Source organism: Psychrobacter sp. Rd 27.2 (assembly GCF_001921755.1).
In the GTDB taxonomy this organism is placed as follows: domain Bacteria; phylum Pseudomonadota; class Gammaproteobacteria; order Pseudomonadales; family Moraxellaceae; genus Psychrobacter; species Psychrobacter celer.
This window is the reverse complement of the sequence record NZ_MRYB01000002.1, coordinates 35,625-54,620: the sequence shown is the minus strand read 5'-3', so window position 1 is coordinate 54,620 and position 18,996 is coordinate 35,625. Positions and strand designations below refer to the sequence as shown.

15 protein-coding genes are annotated in these 18,996 nt (G+C 45.8%); 1 reads left to right on the top strand and 14 read right to left on the bottom strand.

Features of this window, described 5'->3' with window-relative positions:
- Nucleotides 1-41: 41 nt before the first annotated feature.
- The 5 genes from fecE to BTV99_RS02580 all read right to left on the bottom strand — a co-directional run bounded on the left by fecE (nt 42) and on the right by BTV99_RS02580 (nt 6,244).
- The gene (fecE, locus tag BTV99_RS02600) at nt 42-809 is read right to left on the bottom strand and encodes a Fe(3+) dicitrate ABC transporter ATP-binding protein FecE (RefSeq protein WP_075100815.1); all 768 of its coding nucleotides are present in this window, start codon (nt 807-809) and stop codon (nt 42-44) included.
- The gene (locus BTV99_RS02595) at nt 809-1,753 is read right to left on the bottom strand and encodes an iron ABC transporter permease (RefSeq protein WP_075101019.1); all 945 of its coding nucleotides are present in this window, start codon (nt 1,751-1,753) and stop codon (nt 809-811) included. Before BTV99_RS02595 ends, fecE begins: the two co-directional genes overlap by 1 nt.
- A 140-nt stretch (nt 1,754-1,893) precedes the next feature.
- Entirely contained in the window at nt 1,894-2,970 is a 1,077-nt protein-coding gene (locus tag BTV99_RS02590; protein WP_075100814.1) for an iron ABC transporter permease, read from the bottom strand.
- 42 nt (nt 2,971-3,012) lie between these two features.
- Complete coding sequence (locus BTV99_RS02585; RefSeq protein ID WP_075100813.1) at nt 3,013-4,107, bottom strand: Fe(3+) dicitrate ABC transporter substrate-binding protein; 1,095 nt, start codon at nt 4,105-4,107, stop codon at nt 3,013-3,015.
- Between the two features lie 37 nt (nt 4,108-4,144).
- Nucleotides 4,145-6,244, bottom strand: a complete 2,100-nt coding sequence (locus BTV99_RS02580) for a TonB-dependent siderophore receptor (protein ID WP_083608493.1) — start codon at nt 6,242-6,244, stop codon at nt 4,145-4,147.
- A gap of 326 nt (nt 6,245-6,570) precedes the next feature.
- Here BTV99_RS02580 and BTV99_RS02575 point away from each other — a divergent pair, with 326 nt between their 5' ends.
- Nucleotides 6,571-8,802: a TonB-dependent siderophore receptor gene (locus BTV99_RS02575; RefSeq protein WP_075100812.1), complete on the top strand. Its 2,232-nt coding sequence runs from the start codon at nt 6,571-6,573 to the stop codon at nt 8,800-8,802.
- A 117-nt stretch (nt 8,803-8,919) separates the two neighbouring features.
- On the opposite strand, the gene BTV99_RS02570 is transcribed toward BTV99_RS02575, so the two are convergent.
- From BTV99_RS02570 to tssK, 9 genes are all read right to left on the bottom strand, one after another.
- Nucleotides 8,920-9,198, bottom strand: coding sequence for a peptidylprolyl isomerase (locus BTV99_RS02570; protein WP_075100811.1), 279 nt, complete (start codon nt 9,196-9,198; stop codon nt 8,920-8,922).
- 146 nt (nt 9,199-9,344) lie between these two features.
- Nucleotides 9,345-10,067 (bottom strand): HAD family hydrolase, encoded by a 723-nt coding sequence (locus BTV99_RS02565; protein WP_075101017.1) that lies wholly within the window; start codon nt 10,065-10,067, stop codon nt 9,345-9,347.
- 8 nt (nt 10,068-10,075) lie between these two features.
- Nucleotides 10,076-11,224, bottom strand: a complete 1,149-nt coding sequence (locus BTV99_RS02560) for a TIGR03364 family FAD-dependent oxidoreductase (RefSeq protein WP_256713712.1) — start codon at nt 11,222-11,224, stop codon at nt 10,076-10,078.
- 65 nt (nt 11,225-11,289) lie between these two features.
- Nucleotides 11,290-12,282: an extracellular solute-binding protein gene (locus BTV99_RS02555; RefSeq protein ID WP_075100809.1), complete on the bottom strand. Its 993-nt coding sequence runs from the start codon at nt 12,280-12,282 to the stop codon at nt 11,290-11,292.
- Between the two features lie 233 nt (nt 12,283-12,515).
- Nucleotides 12,516-14,198, bottom strand: a complete 1,683-nt coding sequence (locus BTV99_RS02550) for an ABC transporter permease subunit (RefSeq protein WP_075100808.1) — start codon at nt 14,196-14,198, stop codon at nt 12,516-12,518.
- Nucleotides 14,199-14,294: 96 nt separating this feature from the next.
- Nucleotides 14,295-15,182, bottom strand: a complete 888-nt coding sequence (locus BTV99_RS02545; RefSeq protein WP_083608492.1) for an ABC transporter ATP-binding protein — start codon at nt 15,180-15,182, stop codon at nt 14,295-14,297.
- Nucleotides 15,183-15,460: 278 nt separating this feature from the next.
- Nucleotides 15,461-16,600 (bottom strand): M14-type cytosolic carboxypeptidase, encoded by a 1,140-nt coding sequence (locus BTV99_RS02540; RefSeq protein ID WP_075100807.1) that lies wholly within the window; start codon nt 16,598-16,600, stop codon nt 15,461-15,463.
- A gap of 173 nt (nt 16,601-16,773) precedes the next feature.
- Nucleotides 16,774-17,586 (bottom strand): type IVB secretion system protein IcmH/DotU, encoded by an 813-nt coding sequence (gene icmH, locus BTV99_RS02535; RefSeq protein WP_075100806.1) that lies wholly within the window; start codon nt 17,584-17,586, stop codon nt 16,774-16,776.
- Between the two features lie 59 nt (nt 17,587-17,645).
- Complete coding sequence (tssK, locus tag BTV99_RS02530; RefSeq protein ID WP_075100805.1) at nt 17,646-18,989, bottom strand: type VI secretion system baseplate subunit TssK; 1,344 nt, start codon at nt 18,987-18,989, stop codon at nt 17,646-17,648.
- Between the last annotated feature and the right edge of the window lie 7 nt (nt 18,990-18,996).

Below are 18,996 nucleotides of genomic sequence, written 5' to 3'. Positions count from 1 at the left end.
CCGATTAAACCCGAAGCCGTTTTAATCATAATATTGGTCTGCTACAAATACACACACATCGGCGAGCCTGCAACAGGATCGGTAATCACTTTGGCTTGCACGTCAAATATCTCAGCCAGCATCACCTCTGTCATCACCTCGCAAGGCGTGCCCATCATTTGCAGCTCCCCCGATTTTAACACCACCAATAAATCACAATACCTCGCTGCTTGGTTAAGGTCATGCAGCACAACGATAATGCTTTTCCCCTTTTCTTTTAGTGCTCGAATGAGCCGCATCAGCTCTATTTGATAGGAGATATCTAGATAGGTGGTGGGTTCATCAAGCATGATAATGTCAGTATCCTGCGCCAAAATCATCGCAATCCATGCGCGCTGCTGCTGACCGCCTGACAAGGCATCAAGCGGCGTGTCAGCTAGAGCGTCAATCGCCATCTCATGCATGGCACTATCTACTATCTGGCTATCCGCCGCACTCAGCTTGCCCCAATGCGATACATAAGGCGTCCTGCCGTATTCCACCAACTGTCTGACACTCAAGCCTTCAGGATTGGTCTGCACTTGCGGCAATACCGATATCTGGCGGGCAATCTGCCGATTGTTTAATTGCGCCATGTTTTGTTGTCTAAGTAAAATGTTGCCTGACTGCGGTTGAATTAAGCGGCACAAGCCTTTTAATAGCGTGGATTTTCCGCAGCCATTTGGACCAATCAGCCCGATGACTTTATTTTCTGGCAGCTCAAGTGATAAGTCTTTAATAATACGTTGACCACCATGGTAGCCAAGTTGGAGTTCATTCACCGATAGCATCACCACCCCTTATAGCGCGATAGCAAAAAGATAAAATAAGGCGCACCGATCACTGAGGTTAAGACGCCAGCTGGCAACTCAATTGGCGCAAATAAACTGCGTGCCAATACATCAGCCAAAACCAATATAATGGCACCTATTAGCGCGGACGCTGGCAATAAGATACGGTGCTGATGCCCAAAGAGCAATCGTGCGATATGCGGCGCAAGCAGCCCGATAAAGCTGACCGTCCCAGCCACCGAGACCGCTAGGCTTGCAATCACCACCGCGATGAGCAAGGCGCTAAACTCCAACGGTTTGACGGACACACCCAAATGATAGGCTGTCTCCTCACCCAGTCCCAACACATCTAAACGCCATGCCAGATACATACTGATGACCATTAATACGGCAAATATCATCGTTAGCATCGGAATGTGTTGCCAGCTGCGCCCCCACAAGCTACCGGTCAACCAAATCATCGCAGTATTAATCTCAACAGGATAAAGCACCAATAAAAAGTTAATCCCACTGGCTAAAAACGCGCTAATGGCGACACCTATCAGTGCCAAGCGCGCAGGCGTAGGCTGTGATATCTGTGCCAATAGCATGATAATACAAAAGGCTAATAGTCCGCCAAGTAGCGCTGCGACAGACAGCCACCAAGTAGGGGCCGTAGGAATCATCACCAGTAAAAGCGTCGCGCAAAACCCCGCGCCTGCGCTGATGCCCATCAAGTCAGGGGATGCCAGCGGGTTACGAATCACCCCTTGCACCAATGAGCCTGACAGACCAAGGCTTGCACCCACCAATATGGCCAATAGCGTGCGCGGCAGACGATGCTGCCAGACAATAAAGTCTTTGTCACCACTAAAGCCTTGCTGTAAATGCTGCCAGATTTGCCCATACGTTAATTCACTGGCACCAAAAAACACACTGCTCATACTTAGTATCAATAGCAGCATTATAATGAGCACCACTGCTCTACTTGCCGATTTACGAGCAAATAATGAGTGTAAGAGCGATGCAGAGGCGTTGGTTTTTATGGTCATCTATTGCTTACTTTTATTTCTAGATAAAGGATTGCTTGATTTCACGGCCTTAATTAGCTATCAAGCCGTCGCCTGCATGCCAGCGCAATAAAAACTGGCGTACCAATCAGCGCGGTTAATAGCCCCACTGGTGTCTCTGCTGGATAAGCGATAGCCCTTGATAAGACATCTGCCCATACCATCAAGATACTGCCAAGTAGCATACATAAGGGCAATAGCTGCTCATAAGCCATATTAGATACCAACCTTAACAGACGCTTGGCAACATGCGGGATAATCAAACCCACAAAGGCAATGGGGCCTGCGACTGCCACACTGATCGCCGTGAGTATGGTAATCAATGCCCCACACGACCACTGCAATGCACGCAGGTTGACCCCAAGGCTACTTGCCACCTCATCGCCCAGCACCAAGACATTTAGCTTAGGCGACAGCCACCAGCCATAACCCAAGGCCAGCAGCGATATCACCGCTAGCATCGGAATAGACTCCCAGCGCGTATTGGCAATAGAACCTGCCAGCCAATATAGCACCCCATACGCCTGCTCATCGGTGGTGATCAGCGCCGCGCGCGTCATACCGACCAGCAGCGCATTGATAGCCACGCCTGATAAAACCAGACGCACAGGATGCACCGGACGACCGGAGAAATATCCTGCCAATCCTGCAACAAGGGCGCAAGAAAGCACTGACCCGACCAGCGCTTGTAAAAAGGTAGACGTTAAAAAGCTAAACCCCAAACCAATGGAGGATAAAGCCACCACACACGCCGCCCCAGCATTGATACCCAATACCGCAGGAGAGGCAAGCGAGTTACGGGTCATCACCTGCATCAACAGCCCTGCCACCGCCAAATTGGCACCGACTATCATCGCCACAAGCACGCGTGGCAGACGAATCTCTATTAATAATTGCGCGGCTAATGAGGCTTGAGTATTGTGCTGCGTCAATAACGAAAATAAATCCGTCAGCGATAGGTCAAACTTTGAGTACGCCGTCAACCCTTGCCAACAGCCTATTAGCAAAATAATGAACAATCCACACCACAATAGCGCCCGTGTTATCGGACGCTTTGCAAAGGAGGGTGTTAGCGGTCTAGAAAAGGAGCGGCTCAGTTTTGTCTCAACCATAAAAGCCGCCCTGTTTTAAACAAACAGTCTTGTAATGGCGCATTAATTGGACTCTTTTACAGAAGGGCTTAAACCTTCTTTGCCTGAGCTTGACGCAATCTCAAGCAGTTCAGCTGCCATGTGCTCAGCAGACTGCATACTGCGATTGAGCGCCCAATAGTTTGGATCGACTTCGATGACTTGATCGTTTTTGACCGCCGTTAGCTGATGAAACAGCGGCGAGAATTTCCACTCATCATAAATGGTGTGCTCGTTATAACGCCCAATCAATAGCCAATCGGGATCGGCCGCTATTAACTGCTCAAGACTGGTTGCGATATACGCCTCATCCGTTTGCTCTGGAATGGGGCTTTTGATATTGAGATAATCAAGCAAGCTGCCAGCATAGGAGCTTGGGCCATGCAGCCACATGCCCTTATCACTGATAATGGCAAATTGAACGCTGTGGTTAGCAAGCGGAGTGGCTGCCAACTGCGACTGTAGATCTACCATCTTTTTTAGATGGGTATTGATAACTTGCGCCATTTTTTTATCTTGGTGAACGATATGCCCGACCAATTGCGCCGTTTGGATATTTTCTGCATAACTCTCACCGCGGCTCTTTAGTACGATCGATGGCGCAATATGATTTAGCTCATCGGCGATGACGGTATGGCGCTCGTCATCAGCAATGATCAGATCAGGCTGTAAATCCGCAATGGCCTCAAGGCTTGGCTGATAACGCGAACCGACCGAGGTATAGCCAGATAGCTGCTGAGTAAACTCAGGAATAATACTGTCCGGTTTATTATCATCGGCGATACCAACCGGCATCAGACCTAAGGCTAACGCATCCCCTAAAAATGAGTATTCCAAAACCACAATGCGCTTTGGCTCACTCGGATAGTTGCTTAGATTGGGCAACCGCGCTTTGATCTCTGTGTCGGTTAGTAGCTGTACAGCATGATTGTCGCGACTGCTATTACTGCTACTGACATTTGACTGAGTGGCTGCTACCGATATGTCATTATCAGTACTCAATGATGGCGTTGTCGTCATATTGTTTTTTTGAGTGATAATAAAAACAATGCCGCCAACGACAATCAATACGATGACCAATAAAGGCAAAATAAGCGTGAGCTTTGGGCGTTGATTCATAAATAACCTGTCTTACTATCATAAAATAGGTTGGGCGTTAAAACTCATAGTTATACGTTAACAGCCACGTTCTGGGTGCGCCAAAGCCGATTTGGTTTTTGCCTGAGCTGCCATTGGTCGCCCCAAAGGCATATTTTTTATCCAGCGCATTGTTTAGGTTGAGCTGTACATTGTGCTGGCCTGCGCTATAGGCGGCCATCAAATCCACCGTGGTATAGCCATCCAGCTTGACGGCCTCGGCGTCGCCCGCGTAGCGATCACTGACATAATTGACACCGCCGCCCACGCGCCACTGGTCAGTGGGCTGATAGGCGCTCCATAGTGAGAAGGTTTGCTTTGGCACATCATTTGGCACCAGCCCTGTCTTTTTATCTTCCGCATCCAGATAGCTATAGCCTGCCGATATATCCCAGTTGTCCCGAATTTTGCCGCGCGCTTCCAGCTCTAGGCCTCGATGGCGAAACTCATCTTTATCAATCACTTCTCGGTTGTCATTGGTTTTTGGGTCTTCTTTATCAATCTGATAGACGGCAGCGTTGAGCATGATATCGTCATTGTGTAGATACGTCTTAACACCTATCTCTTTGAGATCAGTCTGATACAGCGCGGCAAGCTTTGGATTGATATAAATACCTGAGTAAGGTAGCTGCCATGAGCGTGCGGCGGTCACATAAGCGGAGGTGGCATCGGTAAAGTTATAGACAATACCTGCGCGGTAGCTGAACTTATCATCATTTAGCTCGCTGTCTTGACCTTGAAAGTTTTGATCCAGTTGGATATTGTCATAGCGAACGTTGCCGACCAGCGACCAGTCGCCGATATGATAGACATCTTGGGCAAAGACACCGACACTTTGGGTGCTGTTTTTACGAAATTTAGGAAAACCTGGGTTGGGTGTCGCACCAGCGCTTGGATGAGTGGCAGATATGGGCGGTATGTTTTTATCCGTGGCGAGCGTCAAGTCAATGTCGATATCATTATAATCGGCACCAAAGAGCAATTCATGATTGCCGGTATTCCAAGCCAGCTCAGATTGCACCGTCTTGCTTGTGCGTGGATCATAACCAAAGTTATTTACGGTTCGCCCAACTTGGTTGTCAGTCACCTCCGCTGGCGACTGACGAGTGCCTTTTTGCTCTAAAGTAATATGGCTGTATGAGGCGCGATTGGTCCATTTAACGTTATCGTTAATATCAAACTCATGATTGACATTGGCATGCCAAGTGTCCGAATCTTGATAATCGTTGGTGCCGCCATAAAAAGTATGGACAGGCACATCAACAGGCTTGCCATCTCTGGCGGGTACGCCGCGATAAGGCACAAGATGCTGACGCGTAAAATCAAAAGAGAAATCTAGCGTTTGCTGATCATCTGGCTGCCAGCGAACTGTCGGCGCAATAAACACATCGTTTGAATCCACATGATCGACAAAAGAATCACCACGGCGATACTCAGCATTGAGCCGCGCGTTGAGAGTATCTGAGAGCTTATGCGAGCTATCGATGCGCGCTACTGCCAAGCCATCGCTGCCTACTTGCGCTTGCACCTTATCAAACTCATCGCCTTCTGCCTTTTTGCTGACAAGATTGATGATACCACCAGCACTGCCGCGACCATATAAAGCGCCTGCCGGGCCTTTGACCACCTCGACGCGCTCGACATTGGCGAGGCTACGATAGGACTGCAGTTTGCCATCATCACGCATCCCATCGCTATACACATCGTTTAAGCCATTAAATCCGCGCAGCACAAACTCATCTCGGCTGCCCTCACCCAGCGTGTTATTGAGACCAGCAACGCCTTTGACCGCGTCCAAAACCCGTACCGTGCCCCTATCCTCCAGCTCGGTCTTAGTGACCACCGATACCGACTGCGGCACATCCAGCCATTCGGTATCGGTTTTGGTGCCTGATGTGGGGTTATAAGCGGCGTAGCCTTCATATTTTTTTGCTGTGACCATGATGGGCGCTAGCGTTACAGAGGGCTGGGTATTTGGCTCAGTATCTACTGGCAGGCTGGCTGTTTCTTGCGCAAGCGATGACGAGCTAACCGCCATCATCAAACCTGTCATTGTGATGGTTAACCAAAGTTGCGTACGAACTGCGATCACGAGCCGCTTAGGGGAGTTAGTCGTCATATATAGGCCATAGAATGCGTGAAAAATGAATGAGCGTGCCAACGCCTAGCGAGCAGCGTTTAAGGGCACGATTTTTAAAACAATAGTTTTTAAAACAACGGTTTTTTAAACAACAGCCTTTAAACAATAATTGGTGCTTTAATCTCTTTTATTGAAACACTCCCAATAATTTAGCAAACAGCCGTTGTCAATAAATCTAGATTTTTTGTATACATCAATGATAATAATTTTGCAAATGATAACTATTACTGTTTATAATTGCAACGCTTTAGCAACACTGTTCATTCTTAATCCCTGCAAATATACGCTAACTACTTGGAATAAATATGGTTATTTTTTTTAAACGTTCGGCACTTTGTTTGGCGATGCTTTGTATTTATCAGCAAAGTTATGCCCAGCTGACGCCTGCTGACGAGGAGGCGAGTATTGAGTCGCCCACAGACTTAGACGTAAATTCGGACTTAAATTCAGATTTGGATGCCTCCCCTACAGCCAGCACTATTAATCACAAAACAAAAACTGAAACCCCCTCTTTTACCGCAGCGCCCATCATCGTCACAGCAGAAACGCTTGGTGACTCTAGTGCCAATCAGGTAAAAGCCTTTGCCGGCAATCGCACAGTGATCGATAACGATTTTATTAAAAAAACCGTGAGCAACTCCATTGACGGTGCATTACAGTTTATCCCAGGTGCCAAGATTGATGACGAAACAGGCACAGGCGTGCTACCTAACATCTCTATACGTGGTCTGCATGCCAGCCGCAGTGGGCAGGCACAGTTTTTGATGGATGGCATTCCGTTGACCTTGGCACCTTATGGTCATACGGGTCAGTCTATATTTCCAGCGACCCTCGACAATATTGAGCGTATCGATGTGGTACGCGGCGGCGCGGCGACCCAATACGGTCCAAACAATGTCGGCGGCGTGATTAACCTTGTCACCAAACCGATTGCTAATGAGACACAAACTGAGATTGGTACTGATTTGACCGTCTTTGAACAAAACGGCAAGCCATTGACCAGCTTATATGCCCGCCATAGCCGCTGGTTAAATGATGACGTTGGCATACAGTTAGAGGCCAATGGTATCAAAGGTGACAGCTTTAGAGACCACTCAGACACCGAAGTCACCAACTTGCAGGCCAAAGCGCTTTGGTATATCGACGAAAACCAAGAGCTTGAAGGGTTTTTGCAATATTATGATGCTGATACAGAGATGCCAGGCGCACTCTCGCCCGCCGCCTACGAGCAAGATGTCGAGCAAAGCCAGCGACCATTTGAAGCCTATCAAGGCAAATCAACACGCTGGCATGCTAAGTACAAAAACTACTTAAATATCGGTGACGAAGCAGTGTTAGACCTCACTACCTTTGGCCATCATGCCACGCGTAACTTTGAATGGGGGTTTAACTCACAATTTAACAATGACGGCGTGCACTGGGCAGATCCAGCGGTTGCCTCAGACAGCCTACGCACCTCCCCTCGTGAGTTTGACGTATATGGCGTGGAGCCAAAGTTTTCTATAAAACTTGGCGACGATGACAATATCAAGCACCACCTCATCAGTGGCGTGCGCTACGTCAATGAAGACATCGATTATAAACTCACCCAAACCAAGCTGGCGGATGGTACGACAAGCACGCCGCGCGACTGGAACTTACAGACCGATGCATGGGCGGCGTATCTAAGTGATGAGCTGAGCTTTTTGGATGAGCGCCTAAAGGTGACGCCTGGCATTCGTTATGAGAATGCCAAAATGACGTTTAATGACGCTGGCAATAACACACAAACAGACAATACCATCACAGAATGGCTACCTGGGCTGACCACCTCATATGCGCTCACCAAATCTGATGACAAGCTCTGGCTGGTCTACGCCAATGCGCAAAAGTCGCTCAGAACGCCGCAAATTGCCAATATTCGCGGCAATGGAGAAGAAGGCAGTGAGCTGGCATGGAACTATGAAGTCGGCACGCGCTATACCACCGATAATTTGCAAGCCAACTTGGGACTGTATCGCATAGACTTTAAAGACCAGCTGCAATGGAATAGCCGCGATCAAAGCTTTGATAATATCGGAGAGACGCTGCACCAAGGGATAGAGACGGCTATCACCTACACCCCGAAAAAATACGACAATCTAAGTGTTGGTCTGAGCTACAACTATCTCGATGCCACGCTACAAGAAGGCGCAAATAAAGGCAATCAGCTGCCCTACAGCTCGCCGCACCAGTTGGGCTGGCATGCCAGTTACGACTATCAAGACTACAGCGCCACCTTATCTGGGGTCTACTATGACAAAGCCTACACCGACAATGCCAACACAGTGGCAGAAAGTGCAGACGGCGCGGCTGGAGAAACGCCTGCTTACCAAGTGTGGAATTTGAGCCTACAAAAAACACTGCAAGATACCGACAACGAAAAGCTGTCTGTGCAATTTGGTATCAATAACTTATTTGATGAGCAGTATTATTTCCGCGGTATCGATACCAGTCCTGTCGGTCGCTATCCTGCGCCAGGACGCTCGTATAAATTAGGTCTTAACTATCAGTTTTAAACGTATAGCAACTAAATCCTTACACACCTTATAATGATAAAAGCAGACCTATTGCAGGTCTGCTTTTGTTGTAACGGCCAAACAGCGAAGCGCAGCATGCTCTATAAGCCAAAACATTTATGTCCTATAGAGGATTTTCACCACATGCCAGCCAAATTTGGTTTTTACCAAATGCGGGGTGAAAAGTTCAGCAGTGAAACATACTTTATCAAAGGGCCCTACCATTTGACCTTTTTTAAACTCACCCAAGTTGCCACCTTTTTTACCTGAAGGACAGGTTGAGTGCTTTTTGGCCAGCACATCGAACTGGGCGCCTTTTTTAAGCTTGGCAATGATATTTTCGGCCAACTCTTTGTCTTTTACTAAAATATGTAATGCGCTAGCGGTACGAGCCATCCTGCAACCTCTTTATAAAATATCGATAATGGCGGCATTATATCACCACTTATCTGAACTCATCACCTCATTGGCCATTTCTCACTCAAGCATTTACTTAGATGTTAGGCTAAATATGAGCGATTTTTTGTGACAGTCGCGCTTTGTTATAGTAACTGAGCCAAATCAGTCAATTTATCCAACACGATATCTGGTGAGGACGTCTCAAGCTGGGCACGGGTTTGCGCGCCAGTTAATACGCCTATACATAAGCCACAATTGGCATTTTCACCTTCTTCAATATCGATACCACTATCCCCCGCTTTTAGCACTTGCTGGGTATCTTTTACCCCAAACTTGTCCATCGCTAACGTAATCATATCTGGCGCAGGGCGGCCATTAGTCACATCATCGGCGGTCACCAGCGCATCAATCTCATTACCCACCGACCATCCTAAAATAGCTAAGATGTTATTGGCGGTAATTGCATCGTAGCCGGTGTTTAAGACTACCTTTCTACCCGTTGCTTTTAGCCGATCAAACAGCTCTAGCATACCCTCAAAAGGAGCCAAAGCCTCTGCGGTATAAGCCTTTGCCAATCGGGTTTTGAATATCGTAAATGCGGTATCGGTAAGTGATTCAACATCATCTTTCGCGATATTCAATTCATTTAGTATGTCAGTAATGGCTTGGCGTTTTTCCTTGCCAGCACCGAAGGCCAAGCAAATATCCAGACCCACTTCTTGAGCGCTTTTATCCTCATCGCTAAGCGCTTGATTGATCGCATCACGTACCGTTTTATACACCAAATTGTCTTCGTTGACCGTGGTGCCTGCCATATCAAACACACATAGCTTAATATGCTCGAATTGCGCTTTAATACTACTCATATCTGTACTCATTGTTTTGACTCCAATACTAGATCAATTAATTCTTCACCAAATGCAAAGCCTGTCGAGGCACCAGTGCCGCCAGTGACAGAGCCGACAACCACGCCTTTTTCTGGAGTGTCTTTAAATGCCACATCGTCTGCGCTAGGATAGACACCTAGCCAATGCTGGACGATGTCAATCTCGCCAATAGCCATCACTTGATGGAACTCTTTAATGATTAAATCATCAAGACGCACATCCCTAAATGGCAATTCTCTATCGCTATAGTCATGGCTATCACCAATGATGAGAGAGCCGTCGGAGGATTGCACCACGATCAGATGGATGCCTGCTTTGCGCTCAGCTGACTGGACATCGTCTAATAAAGCAATCAACCCTTTTGCTTCAGGTAATTGGGCAAAGCCATCATAACGAGCCAAGCTCAAATCCGACATCACCGCGGCATTTAGCTTAAATGGTTTTTTTGGCATGACGCGCATCATATTGAGTGTGCAAAGCTTGGCCTGCGCCTGCGCTAACGTCTCAGGATACAAGCTATGAAAATCTGCACCGGGACAGACCACGCAATGCTCTGCTTGCAACGTACCTCGGCTGGTATAAATCATAGGTAGCTCAATCGATTGCACAGTGGTTTTATTATAAAAATCCACGCCGTGTGCTTGATGTAACCAGTTGGCCAATTTACTGATAGCGGTTTTTGACTCGACTCTGATCTCATGAGGGCTATACAGCACGCCCAAGCCGTCTTTCAGATAAGGGGCATTTTTAGCTATTTCAGTTTGCGTCAGTAACCGACAATCCTTGCCCATCTCTGTCTGTAAAAACGCCTCCGCCACGTCCATCGCTTCTGGACGCTGAATGAGCATATGCAGGCCTCGATGTACCACCTCGATATCTGCTTTGGTGGCTATATCTGCCCAGACATCACGCGTATGCATGGCTCGTTGCCAATGCGTCCCGCGCTGCTGCCCACTGACGGTGACAAAACCGAAGTTACGCACCGACGCGTCTTTGTTTTGTGACTCACGCTCGACCAGTGCCACACTCAGCCCTTTTTTCACCGCAGCATAAGCGCTGGCAAGACCGACAATACCACCACCGACGATTACCACATCGTATTTTTTCTCAGAGAGCTTTTTTATTGATTCCATCATGACTTTCTCTACTCTGTACTTTGAATAATTTGACAAATGTTAATATTCAGCAAGCGCGGCCTAACTTATAGCTTTTGACCGTGAAAAAACGCCCGATGCCTATCTAATAGCTCAGCAGTAAGCGGCTCAGCATAGGTTTTTACATTTTTGATTTGGTTCTCAGATGCCACCGTTTCGCCGTCATAGATGATTTTTGGGTATATCTCTAGCAGTTGGGGGCGCGCATTTTTGACGACGATTTCAGCCATTTTCATTGCATTCGGATTGGTTTTATCGCCTTTATCGATGACAGCGACAGACTCACTCAGCGTATAGTTGCCTTCGCTAGGATCAATATAATCAATAGGTAGCCCTTCTGCTTTATTAACGACGGCTTGATGACGCATACCAAAACCAATGGGCACCTCACCTGCCATGACTTTCTTCAATGGACCTGACCCTGATAATTCTAAATTTGGCCCCGCGTTGTCACGAATACGATTCATGAGTGTTTGTCCTTCGGCATCCATGCCATAGGTAGCAGTAATATTTTGCACAAATAACCAACCGGTCGACGAGCCATTGGGATCAACCATCGCAATTTTGTTTTTATAAATGGGCTTTGCCAAATCTTTGGCGCTGGTTGGTCTAGGCAGGTTTTGCGCCGCCATCTCTTTGGTATTTAAAATAATCGCGCCAGTAAAGCTTAGAATGGGCGCATAGTAGCTAGGTACTGCGATTTTCGGGTTGACCTCAAAGCTGACATCCTTAAACATCGAATGCTTTGCTTGCGCGCTCTCTAAATAAAACGAGCTCATAGTTACAAGATCTGCCTCTGTGTTTTTACCTTCGGCCAATAAACGCCCGCCAAGCTCACCGGTACCAAAGGACTGAAAGATATATTGACCTTCATAGCCTGCTTGATCTAGTACTTCTTGGATGACTTCTACCGCTTCTTCGTCAGCGTTACTATAAATGATGACTTCGTCTGCGCTATTGTCCTTAGAAGCGGCTGAGCTACAGCCAGTCAAAATCATGCCGCACGTGAGACCTATTATTAGCGTTTTAAATGAGAGCATTTTTTATCCTATAGATTTTATTGAGTTTTAATGAGTAAAGTTTGGGTATATTTTCGATAGCTAAATAGTTATCAATTGCTATAGTCGTTTTAACCTAAAAAGAACACAGTACTGCTGGGATGAATTTTTTGAAGCCTCTGGAGTGCAAAGCGCACAGCAAGCGAGAAAAATTTATACCAGCAGAACGCAATTTTTAACGTATCCCTTTTATTTTGAACTGCCTATAACCATGCTTAAGCAGTCGTTGGCGCAATAATCGTATCGTCTGTTGCTTTCGGTGTACCGTAGAGTCGTCTGCTATATAGATGACGAATGCTGGCAAACAGTATCAAGGCGCAGATATTGGTCAGCAGTATCATCAGCGATAAGATAAAAATCTCATCAAATCGCGCAAAATGCTGCAATTCGACGATTTTGGTGGTAAGCACCATGGTTTTGGCACCAGAGATAAAGATAACTGCACTAATCGTCACCATGGCGCTGATAAAGTAGAAGGACGCCACCTCGATTAAGGTAAAGAATGAATTGGGAATCACCACGCGCCGCAGCGTCGCAAACCACGAATCACCCAGTAAGCTCGCCGTCGTCTCCCAGCCTAGATTCATCTTAGCCAGCGCGTTTTTACTCATCAGATAAGGGGTGGCAAAGTAGTGAATGATGTTGCTTATCACGATAATAAAAATAGTATTGGCAACAGCAGAGCCTGAAAACATCATAAGATACGCAATACCCACCACCATCCCTGGTACGGTGTTAGTCACCAATGCTGAGCTCTGGATGCTGAATTTACCGATGTTAAATAAGCCAGAGCGTTCGCACAACAGTGCTGAAAAGTAAGTGATTAAGGTACCAAAGACAGCCGTCAACACCGCGACGATGAGCGAGTTTTTGTAGACGCGCATGAGATTGGCAGACTCTAAGACCTTGCTGACGGTTTCTGTGCTGAACTGCATTTGATAAGGCCATGTCTTGATCCATGGAATGATAAATATCACCGCAAAGACCATCAGTAAGCAGAACAAGATAGCGCTCGACAATAGCGCTAACACTCGGTCTTTGATTTTCGAAGAAGGCAGGTCGATATTTTCAACCGAATCATAACGCACATTAAATCGCGCGACATACCAAAGTATGGCAATACTCAATATCGATGGAATGAACATAAACAATGCGACCACTGCCCCTTTTTCAAACGAAGGCGACGCCCCTAATATTTGGGTATAAAGCTCAGTAGCGATGACTTGATATTGCCCGCCAATGGACGCCGGAATGCCAAAGTCGGTAAAGGCTAAAAAGAAACACTGAATCATGGCCGCGGCAAAAGTACCAATTAACGGGCGAATAACTGTCATATCAAACTGGCGCAGAGACGAGTCGCCCATTAATTCTGAGATGATAACGAATTTTTTGTCTAAATACTGAAAGGTATTATTGAGTAATAAAAAGGCGATGGGTAAGGTATAAATGGTATAGCCAAGCCACATTCCTTGAAAGCCATATATATGTTCAAACAACTGAAAGCCAAGTATTTGAGTCAATAATCCTTGCTTGCCAAAGGTATAAATAATAGCAAAACCATAAGTCACCGTGGGCAACAACATGGGCAATAAGGCGGCAACCTTGATGACCTTTTTAAAGCCCTTTGGTAAATTGGTCCAGTGCACGGTATAAGCTAAGATAAAAGCGAGCATGGTGGCGCTCATCGCACTCATCGTCGCTACAAAAAAGCTATTAAGCATCACTTGCTGAAAGCCCTCACTACTTGCGATGGCGGTATAATTGTCCAAGCCGATACCATCGCCGACATTTAGTGACAGCGCCAGCATCTTACCTAAGGGTACAAATAAAAAAACGATGAATAAAATCGTCAAAAATAGCCAAATGGCTTTTGCTTGGGGTGGGTTACTCAGCTTCATAAACGTCCAAAACAATCAAATGGTCAGGTTTTTACTAAATGACATCTATCGTCAGTCTTTCAGTCACCAATACAGTTACTACAGGCTTTTATCAGCTTAGCCTTTTACCGCGTTTTTTGACTGTTGTTTATCATGAGCGGTGAGAGTATGAGAGTCTGTAGGACGGGAGCTAATATCAGCCTCATGATGGCCATAGTTTTGAGTTTGCGTGTATTTGCTTAGCGGGTCGGTTTCAGAGATTCCGTCGGCAAATAAGCTTAAGATATTGCGGCGTTTGATATTGAGCTGATTGAGAATAAAATTGGTGACAAAATCATTGGCAGGGTTATGTATGATGTCAGTGGGCTGAGCGAACTGCGCCACTTTGCCTTCTGATAGCAGCAAGATACGATCCGATAACGTCATCGCCTCTTCTGGGTCATGGGTGACGATCAAGGTAGTCAGCTGATAGCGCTTTGCAATCTCGCGAATACGCTGTTTGACGGTTTCCTTAATTACGCCATCTAGTGCCGATAAGGGCTCGTCTAATAACAGTATTTTGGGTTTCATAACCAGCGTGCGTGCCAGCGCGACACGCTGCTTTTGACCACCAGATAACTGATGAATACGCTTATTTAGATGTGCCTTAATATCGAGCAAGTCGACCAGTTCATCGACTTCTTGTTGTGTACTGACACTAGGATTATTACGCAGACCATATTCGATATTTTGTTTGACACTCAGGTTAGGAAATAACGCATAGTCCTGAAAGACGATATTAAAGCCCCGTTGCCTCATGGAGACGCGGGTAATATCCTCGCCGTTATAGGCGATGCGGCCACCATTGATGTCGGTCAACCCCAAAATCATATGCAATAAAGTGGTCTTACCACAGCCAGATGGCCCTAAGATGGACACTATCTCACCCTTATTTATCCTGAGTGAAAGATCCTCAAATATTACCTTGTCCTCATATTTTTTTGTCACTTGTCTTAGCTCTAACATATTCACTCACCTAGTCGCTTACTGTCTATTTAAATGACTGTCAATTTAATCGTCATTTATTAAATTACTTGTCTTGTGTAGCTCAGCAGTGTATCGGTCAGTTATGACACTTCGATGAAAAAGCCTTGATAACAATCTCGATAAGGGCAGTATTTACCGCTTTATCATTGTTCTCTTTTTTTTGACAAAAAAATAGCGCCCATGTAGGCGCTACTTTTAGATGGTAATAACAAGAGGTATTGATGACTCAAACAGTATCGGTGGCTAGAGCTTTAAAACTAGCGTAAATCGTCGACGACTGCCAACATCGCAACCAACGATGCCTCACCCAGCCTCATAGAACGCTCAGGCGACCAGCCTGTCACTGCATCAGGGTTATTATCATTGTCTTTAAATGGCATCTCCAACGTATTGGCCAGACAATCGAAATGCTCGGCTACCCAGTTGGTAGCGACGGTCATATTTGCGGTGCCTGGTGCGTCGATCTCATAGCCATATTCAAACTGAAAATCCGCACAAGCAAGCTTTAACACCTCTGAGAATCTATCACGCAAATGTGCCAGACGATCATTATAGCTCGGCGTGCCCTGTGAGCCGGCTAAAAACACATATGGCAACGCTTCATCGCCGTGCACATCATAAAACAAGTCAACGCCTGTCTCCTCCATCTTATTGATTACATAAAAGACCTCAGGGCTTTTGTCCAAGCTTGGGTTAGACCATTCGCGGTTTAAGTTGGTACCAGCAGCATTGGTCCGTAGATGCCCACGCACACTACCATCGGGGTTCATATTTGGCACGATATAGACATCAGCTTTTTCTAATAGCTGCTTGGCAGTGGCATTATCGCTATCTAGCAACGCATATATCAGCCCCTCAACCAACCATTCTGCCATCGTCTCGCCGGGATGCTGGCGAGCGGTAATCCAAATATTGCGTTTTTGTGTTTCACTACTGCTATCACCATTACCGATTTTTACTAACGTCAAATCACGCTTATCAAGGGTCTCACCCAGATGCTCCAACGCTACCAATGGGTGCGTTTGGACAGCCGCCAGCAGGTCTTGATGACGCTCATAACTGTATGGGGCAAAATAGGCAATTTGAATGGTGTCATATTCCAAATCTGCCACTATAGTCAACTTGCCATCTTTATAAGTGGTAGGCAGACGGAACCAATACTCCCGATCGTAGGAAGCAACTGCTTGGTAATTCTCCCACCCTGCAACGTATGACGCCTCCCCTGCGTTGACGATATTTAAAGTGTACTGCTCACCTGCCTGACCTGTTAGGCGAAAATTAAACCACTGAAAAAACTCGCCCCCAACGTCTGGTCGAATCGCCAGTTGAATGTCGTCTTTATTTTGTGTATTGATAATATCGATATTACCTGCATCGAAATTTGCCGTGATGTGCATAATTTGTCCTTTATAAGTTTTATGACGGTGTTCAAACATGCAGAGCACCATGAACATATAGATTGCTTTTTGCGGTCAGCAAATATCGCAAAAGCAAGACGTTAGCTGTCAAGCGACAACATATCATCACATTGCCTCAAAACGACCAAACGATCTGACTTTCGCTATATAGGTTATGGCAAAAATATTGAAATATTTGCCTGTTCTTTGTTTTCTTGAATGACTTGGCTGTAGGCTACTATTTGATTGTTTGTCGTTTGGTTGGATAAGTACCACATCGTAGAAAAAATTGCCGTCAACAATGTGACCAAGACAGCCACGATCACCCATAAGGGTGTCTCACTTGTCAAAGTATGTTTGATTTGATCAGGAATCGCCCAAAACGGAGAAAACTCGTTTTTATTACCACGTAAATGCTCAATCTCATCGCCTAATCTAGAAATAAGATAGCGAATTTTTTCAGGGGCTTCTAACCGATACTTACCTTGAAAGCCAAGCAACATGGCATAATGATATACCTCTAATGATGCCCGTCTTTTCTCACCTTGCTCTCGCAGATGATCTAGGCGTTCAAAAAACTCATTACCTGCTACTTGCGAACCAAACAAATCTAACTGTAAAGGGTTTAGCTCCCATGCATCTTTCAAGGACTGAAACTCAGGCTCTTGTGAGGTCATGATGGTCTCATCAATTAAAGCACAATACGCATATTTTGCCTCATAGATATCCTCAGACAAAAACCCTTTTTTTCGTGCACTACTCTCAAACTTGTTCAAAAAATCATATATCTTTTGACGAAAACCTATAGGCTCGTTACTAAAATAGCGATTGCGTAGCAAAAAAACCAAGTAAAACCCGTCATACATTATATCAATTAATGACTGACTACTGAGACGTTTGTCTAGACCATCTGTTGAAACAGTAGACGCAACCTCACCGGAGTCGAGCAAAGAAGGAGCAGCTGGAGGGAATTGATTTGTTGACATAGTGCTTTAGCCTTATAAAGTGTATCTGAATAATAGCGCTATCAAATGATAAAGTTAGGCTAAATAATAGCCATCAGTTCAATTTTTAGATCATCAAAACCATTGGGCACATAAATACAAATCGATTCAGATTTCATCATCTCATCATACAACTCTCCTGATGGCTCAATCATAAAATAACTAAAACCTGGCCTGACAGGTATGGCACTTGGCACTTGAGTAATATGAGAAATCGGCAATCCTGGCAATGCTGATAAGACTCGCTTTTCTACAGCATCAGGCGTGGCAACCTTAAAGCGTCTTGGGACCAAATTAATCAGCTCATGCATAGGTATAGAGGAACTGATTGACAAATAAAGCTGAGCACTGCGTGTGATCTTATCGCCGCTAAGCTCACCAGTATAGTAAGAAGGTCGGGTTTGCTGTAGTGGAATTGAGACAAAATTACTGGCAATAACGGTGTTTAGCAGCTCACGGATAATCGCGATAATACCCGTAAAAGCCTCATGAGCATTATCGTGCTGGTATTGTGGTAGGCTACTTACTTTATACAATGAACTAAATGTAGCAAGCTGACTGGCCACATTTAACAGTGCTTCATAGAGACGTTCTGGATGCAGCTTTGGCTGGTTATACAGATGGCTAAGCTGCGAGTAGGATGTATTGAGCGCATGCAACAACCAAAAAGAAGCAATATCAGCAGCACGAAACTCTAGCAAATCATTACTGGTCTGCCGATGGTGATCATATAAGGCAGTTGATTTAGTGTTTATCATAGTCATCAAGCGATACAGCTGACTGAGTAAAGCAGGGTTGCTCTTGATATGTAGACTTGGCACGATATAGTCGGAATCCACTTGGTACATGCCTTGTGTGGTTCTCTCAAGCTTGGCTATCAGTAGCGAGATCGTGTCTTGGCTTGGCGGCTGGTTAGTACCGTTTATTTGCAAGCTTGGTGAGAGCTTGACCACATCAATCATGGCGGGTGCGGCCTGAGTATATAAATCCGACGCCTCAATGGTCTCTTTGCTGTATCTTGTCGGATTGTCATTACTTGAGCTTTGGATATTACTGCCATTGTTTTGTATGATCTCTAAGCTTAAATAGACATATAGCTCATCACCAAAGTCTTGACCTTCAAGCGTAAGTGGCTTTGGCAGCAAATCAGTACGCGGTGCTTGATATATCGTACCATCTGGCAGTATGCAGAATATATGCTCAGCCGCTAGTATATTACTGTCTAATAACTGCTCGTCCATCTGTATATCTACGATACCATAAGTATAAGGGTGCGTAATTGACATAGTAAGCGCACGCTGAGCATGATGATAACTGTCCTGCATTTGAAAGTGCTGAGGACGTAAAAACAAACCCTCGCCCCACAATACATTATGTTTGCTCACAACAATC

What these genes read in the sequence shown, in the direction of transcription:
- fecE (WP_075100815.1), bottom strand. Translation starts at nt 809, where the DNA reads ATGCTATCGGTGAATGAACTCCAACTTGGCTACCATGGTGGTCAACGT.
- BTV99_RS02595 (WP_075101019.1), bottom strand. Translation starts at nt 1,753, where the DNA reads ATGCTGCTATTGATACTAAGTATGAGCAGTGTGTTTTTTGGTGCCAGT.
- BTV99_RS02590 (WP_075100814.1), bottom strand. Translation starts at nt 2,970, where the DNA reads ATGGTTGAGACAAAACTGAGCCGCTCCTTTTCTAGACCGCTAACACCC.
- BTV99_RS02585 (WP_075100813.1), bottom strand. Translation starts at nt 4,107, where the DNA reads ATGAATCAACGCCCAAAGCTCACGCTTATTTTGCCTTTATTGGTCATC.
- BTV99_RS02580 (WP_083608493.1), bottom strand. Translation starts at nt 6,244, where the DNA reads ATGACGACTAACTCCCCTAAGCGGCTCGTGATCGCAGTTCGTACGCAA.
- BTV99_RS02575 (WP_075100812.1), top strand. Translation starts at nt 6,571, where the DNA reads ATGGTTATTTTTTTTAAACGTTCGGCACTTTGTTTGGCGATGCTTTGT.
- BTV99_RS02570 (WP_075100811.1), bottom strand. Translation starts at nt 9,198, where the DNA reads ATGGCTCGTACCGCTAGCGCATTACATATTTTAGTAAAAGACAAAGAG.
- BTV99_RS02565 (WP_075101017.1), bottom strand. Translation starts at nt 10,067, where the DNA reads ATGAGTAGTATTAAAGCGCAATTCGAGCATATTAAGCTATGTGTGTTT.
- BTV99_RS02560 (WP_256713712.1), bottom strand. Translation starts at nt 11,224, where the DNA reads ATGATGGAATCAATAAAAAAGCTCTCTGAGAAAAAATACGATGTGGTA.
- BTV99_RS02555 (WP_075100809.1), bottom strand. Translation starts at nt 12,282, where the DNA reads ATGCTCTCATTTAAAACGCTAATAATAGGTCTCACGTGCGGCATGATT.
- BTV99_RS02550 (WP_075100808.1), bottom strand. Translation starts at nt 14,198, where the DNA reads ATGAAGCTGAGTAACCCACCCCAAGCAAAAGCCATTTGGCTATTTTTG.
- BTV99_RS02545 (WP_083608492.1), bottom strand. Translation starts at nt 15,182, where the DNA reads ATGTTAGAGCTAAGACAAGTGACAAAAAAATATGAGGACAAGGTAATA.
- BTV99_RS02540 (WP_075100807.1), bottom strand. Translation starts at nt 16,600, where the DNA reads ATGCACATCACGGCAAATTTCGATGCAGGTAATATCGATATTATCAAT.
- icmH (WP_075100806.1), bottom strand. Translation starts at nt 17,586, where the DNA reads ATGTCAACAAATCAATTCCCTCCAGCTGCTCCTTCTTTGCTCGACTCC.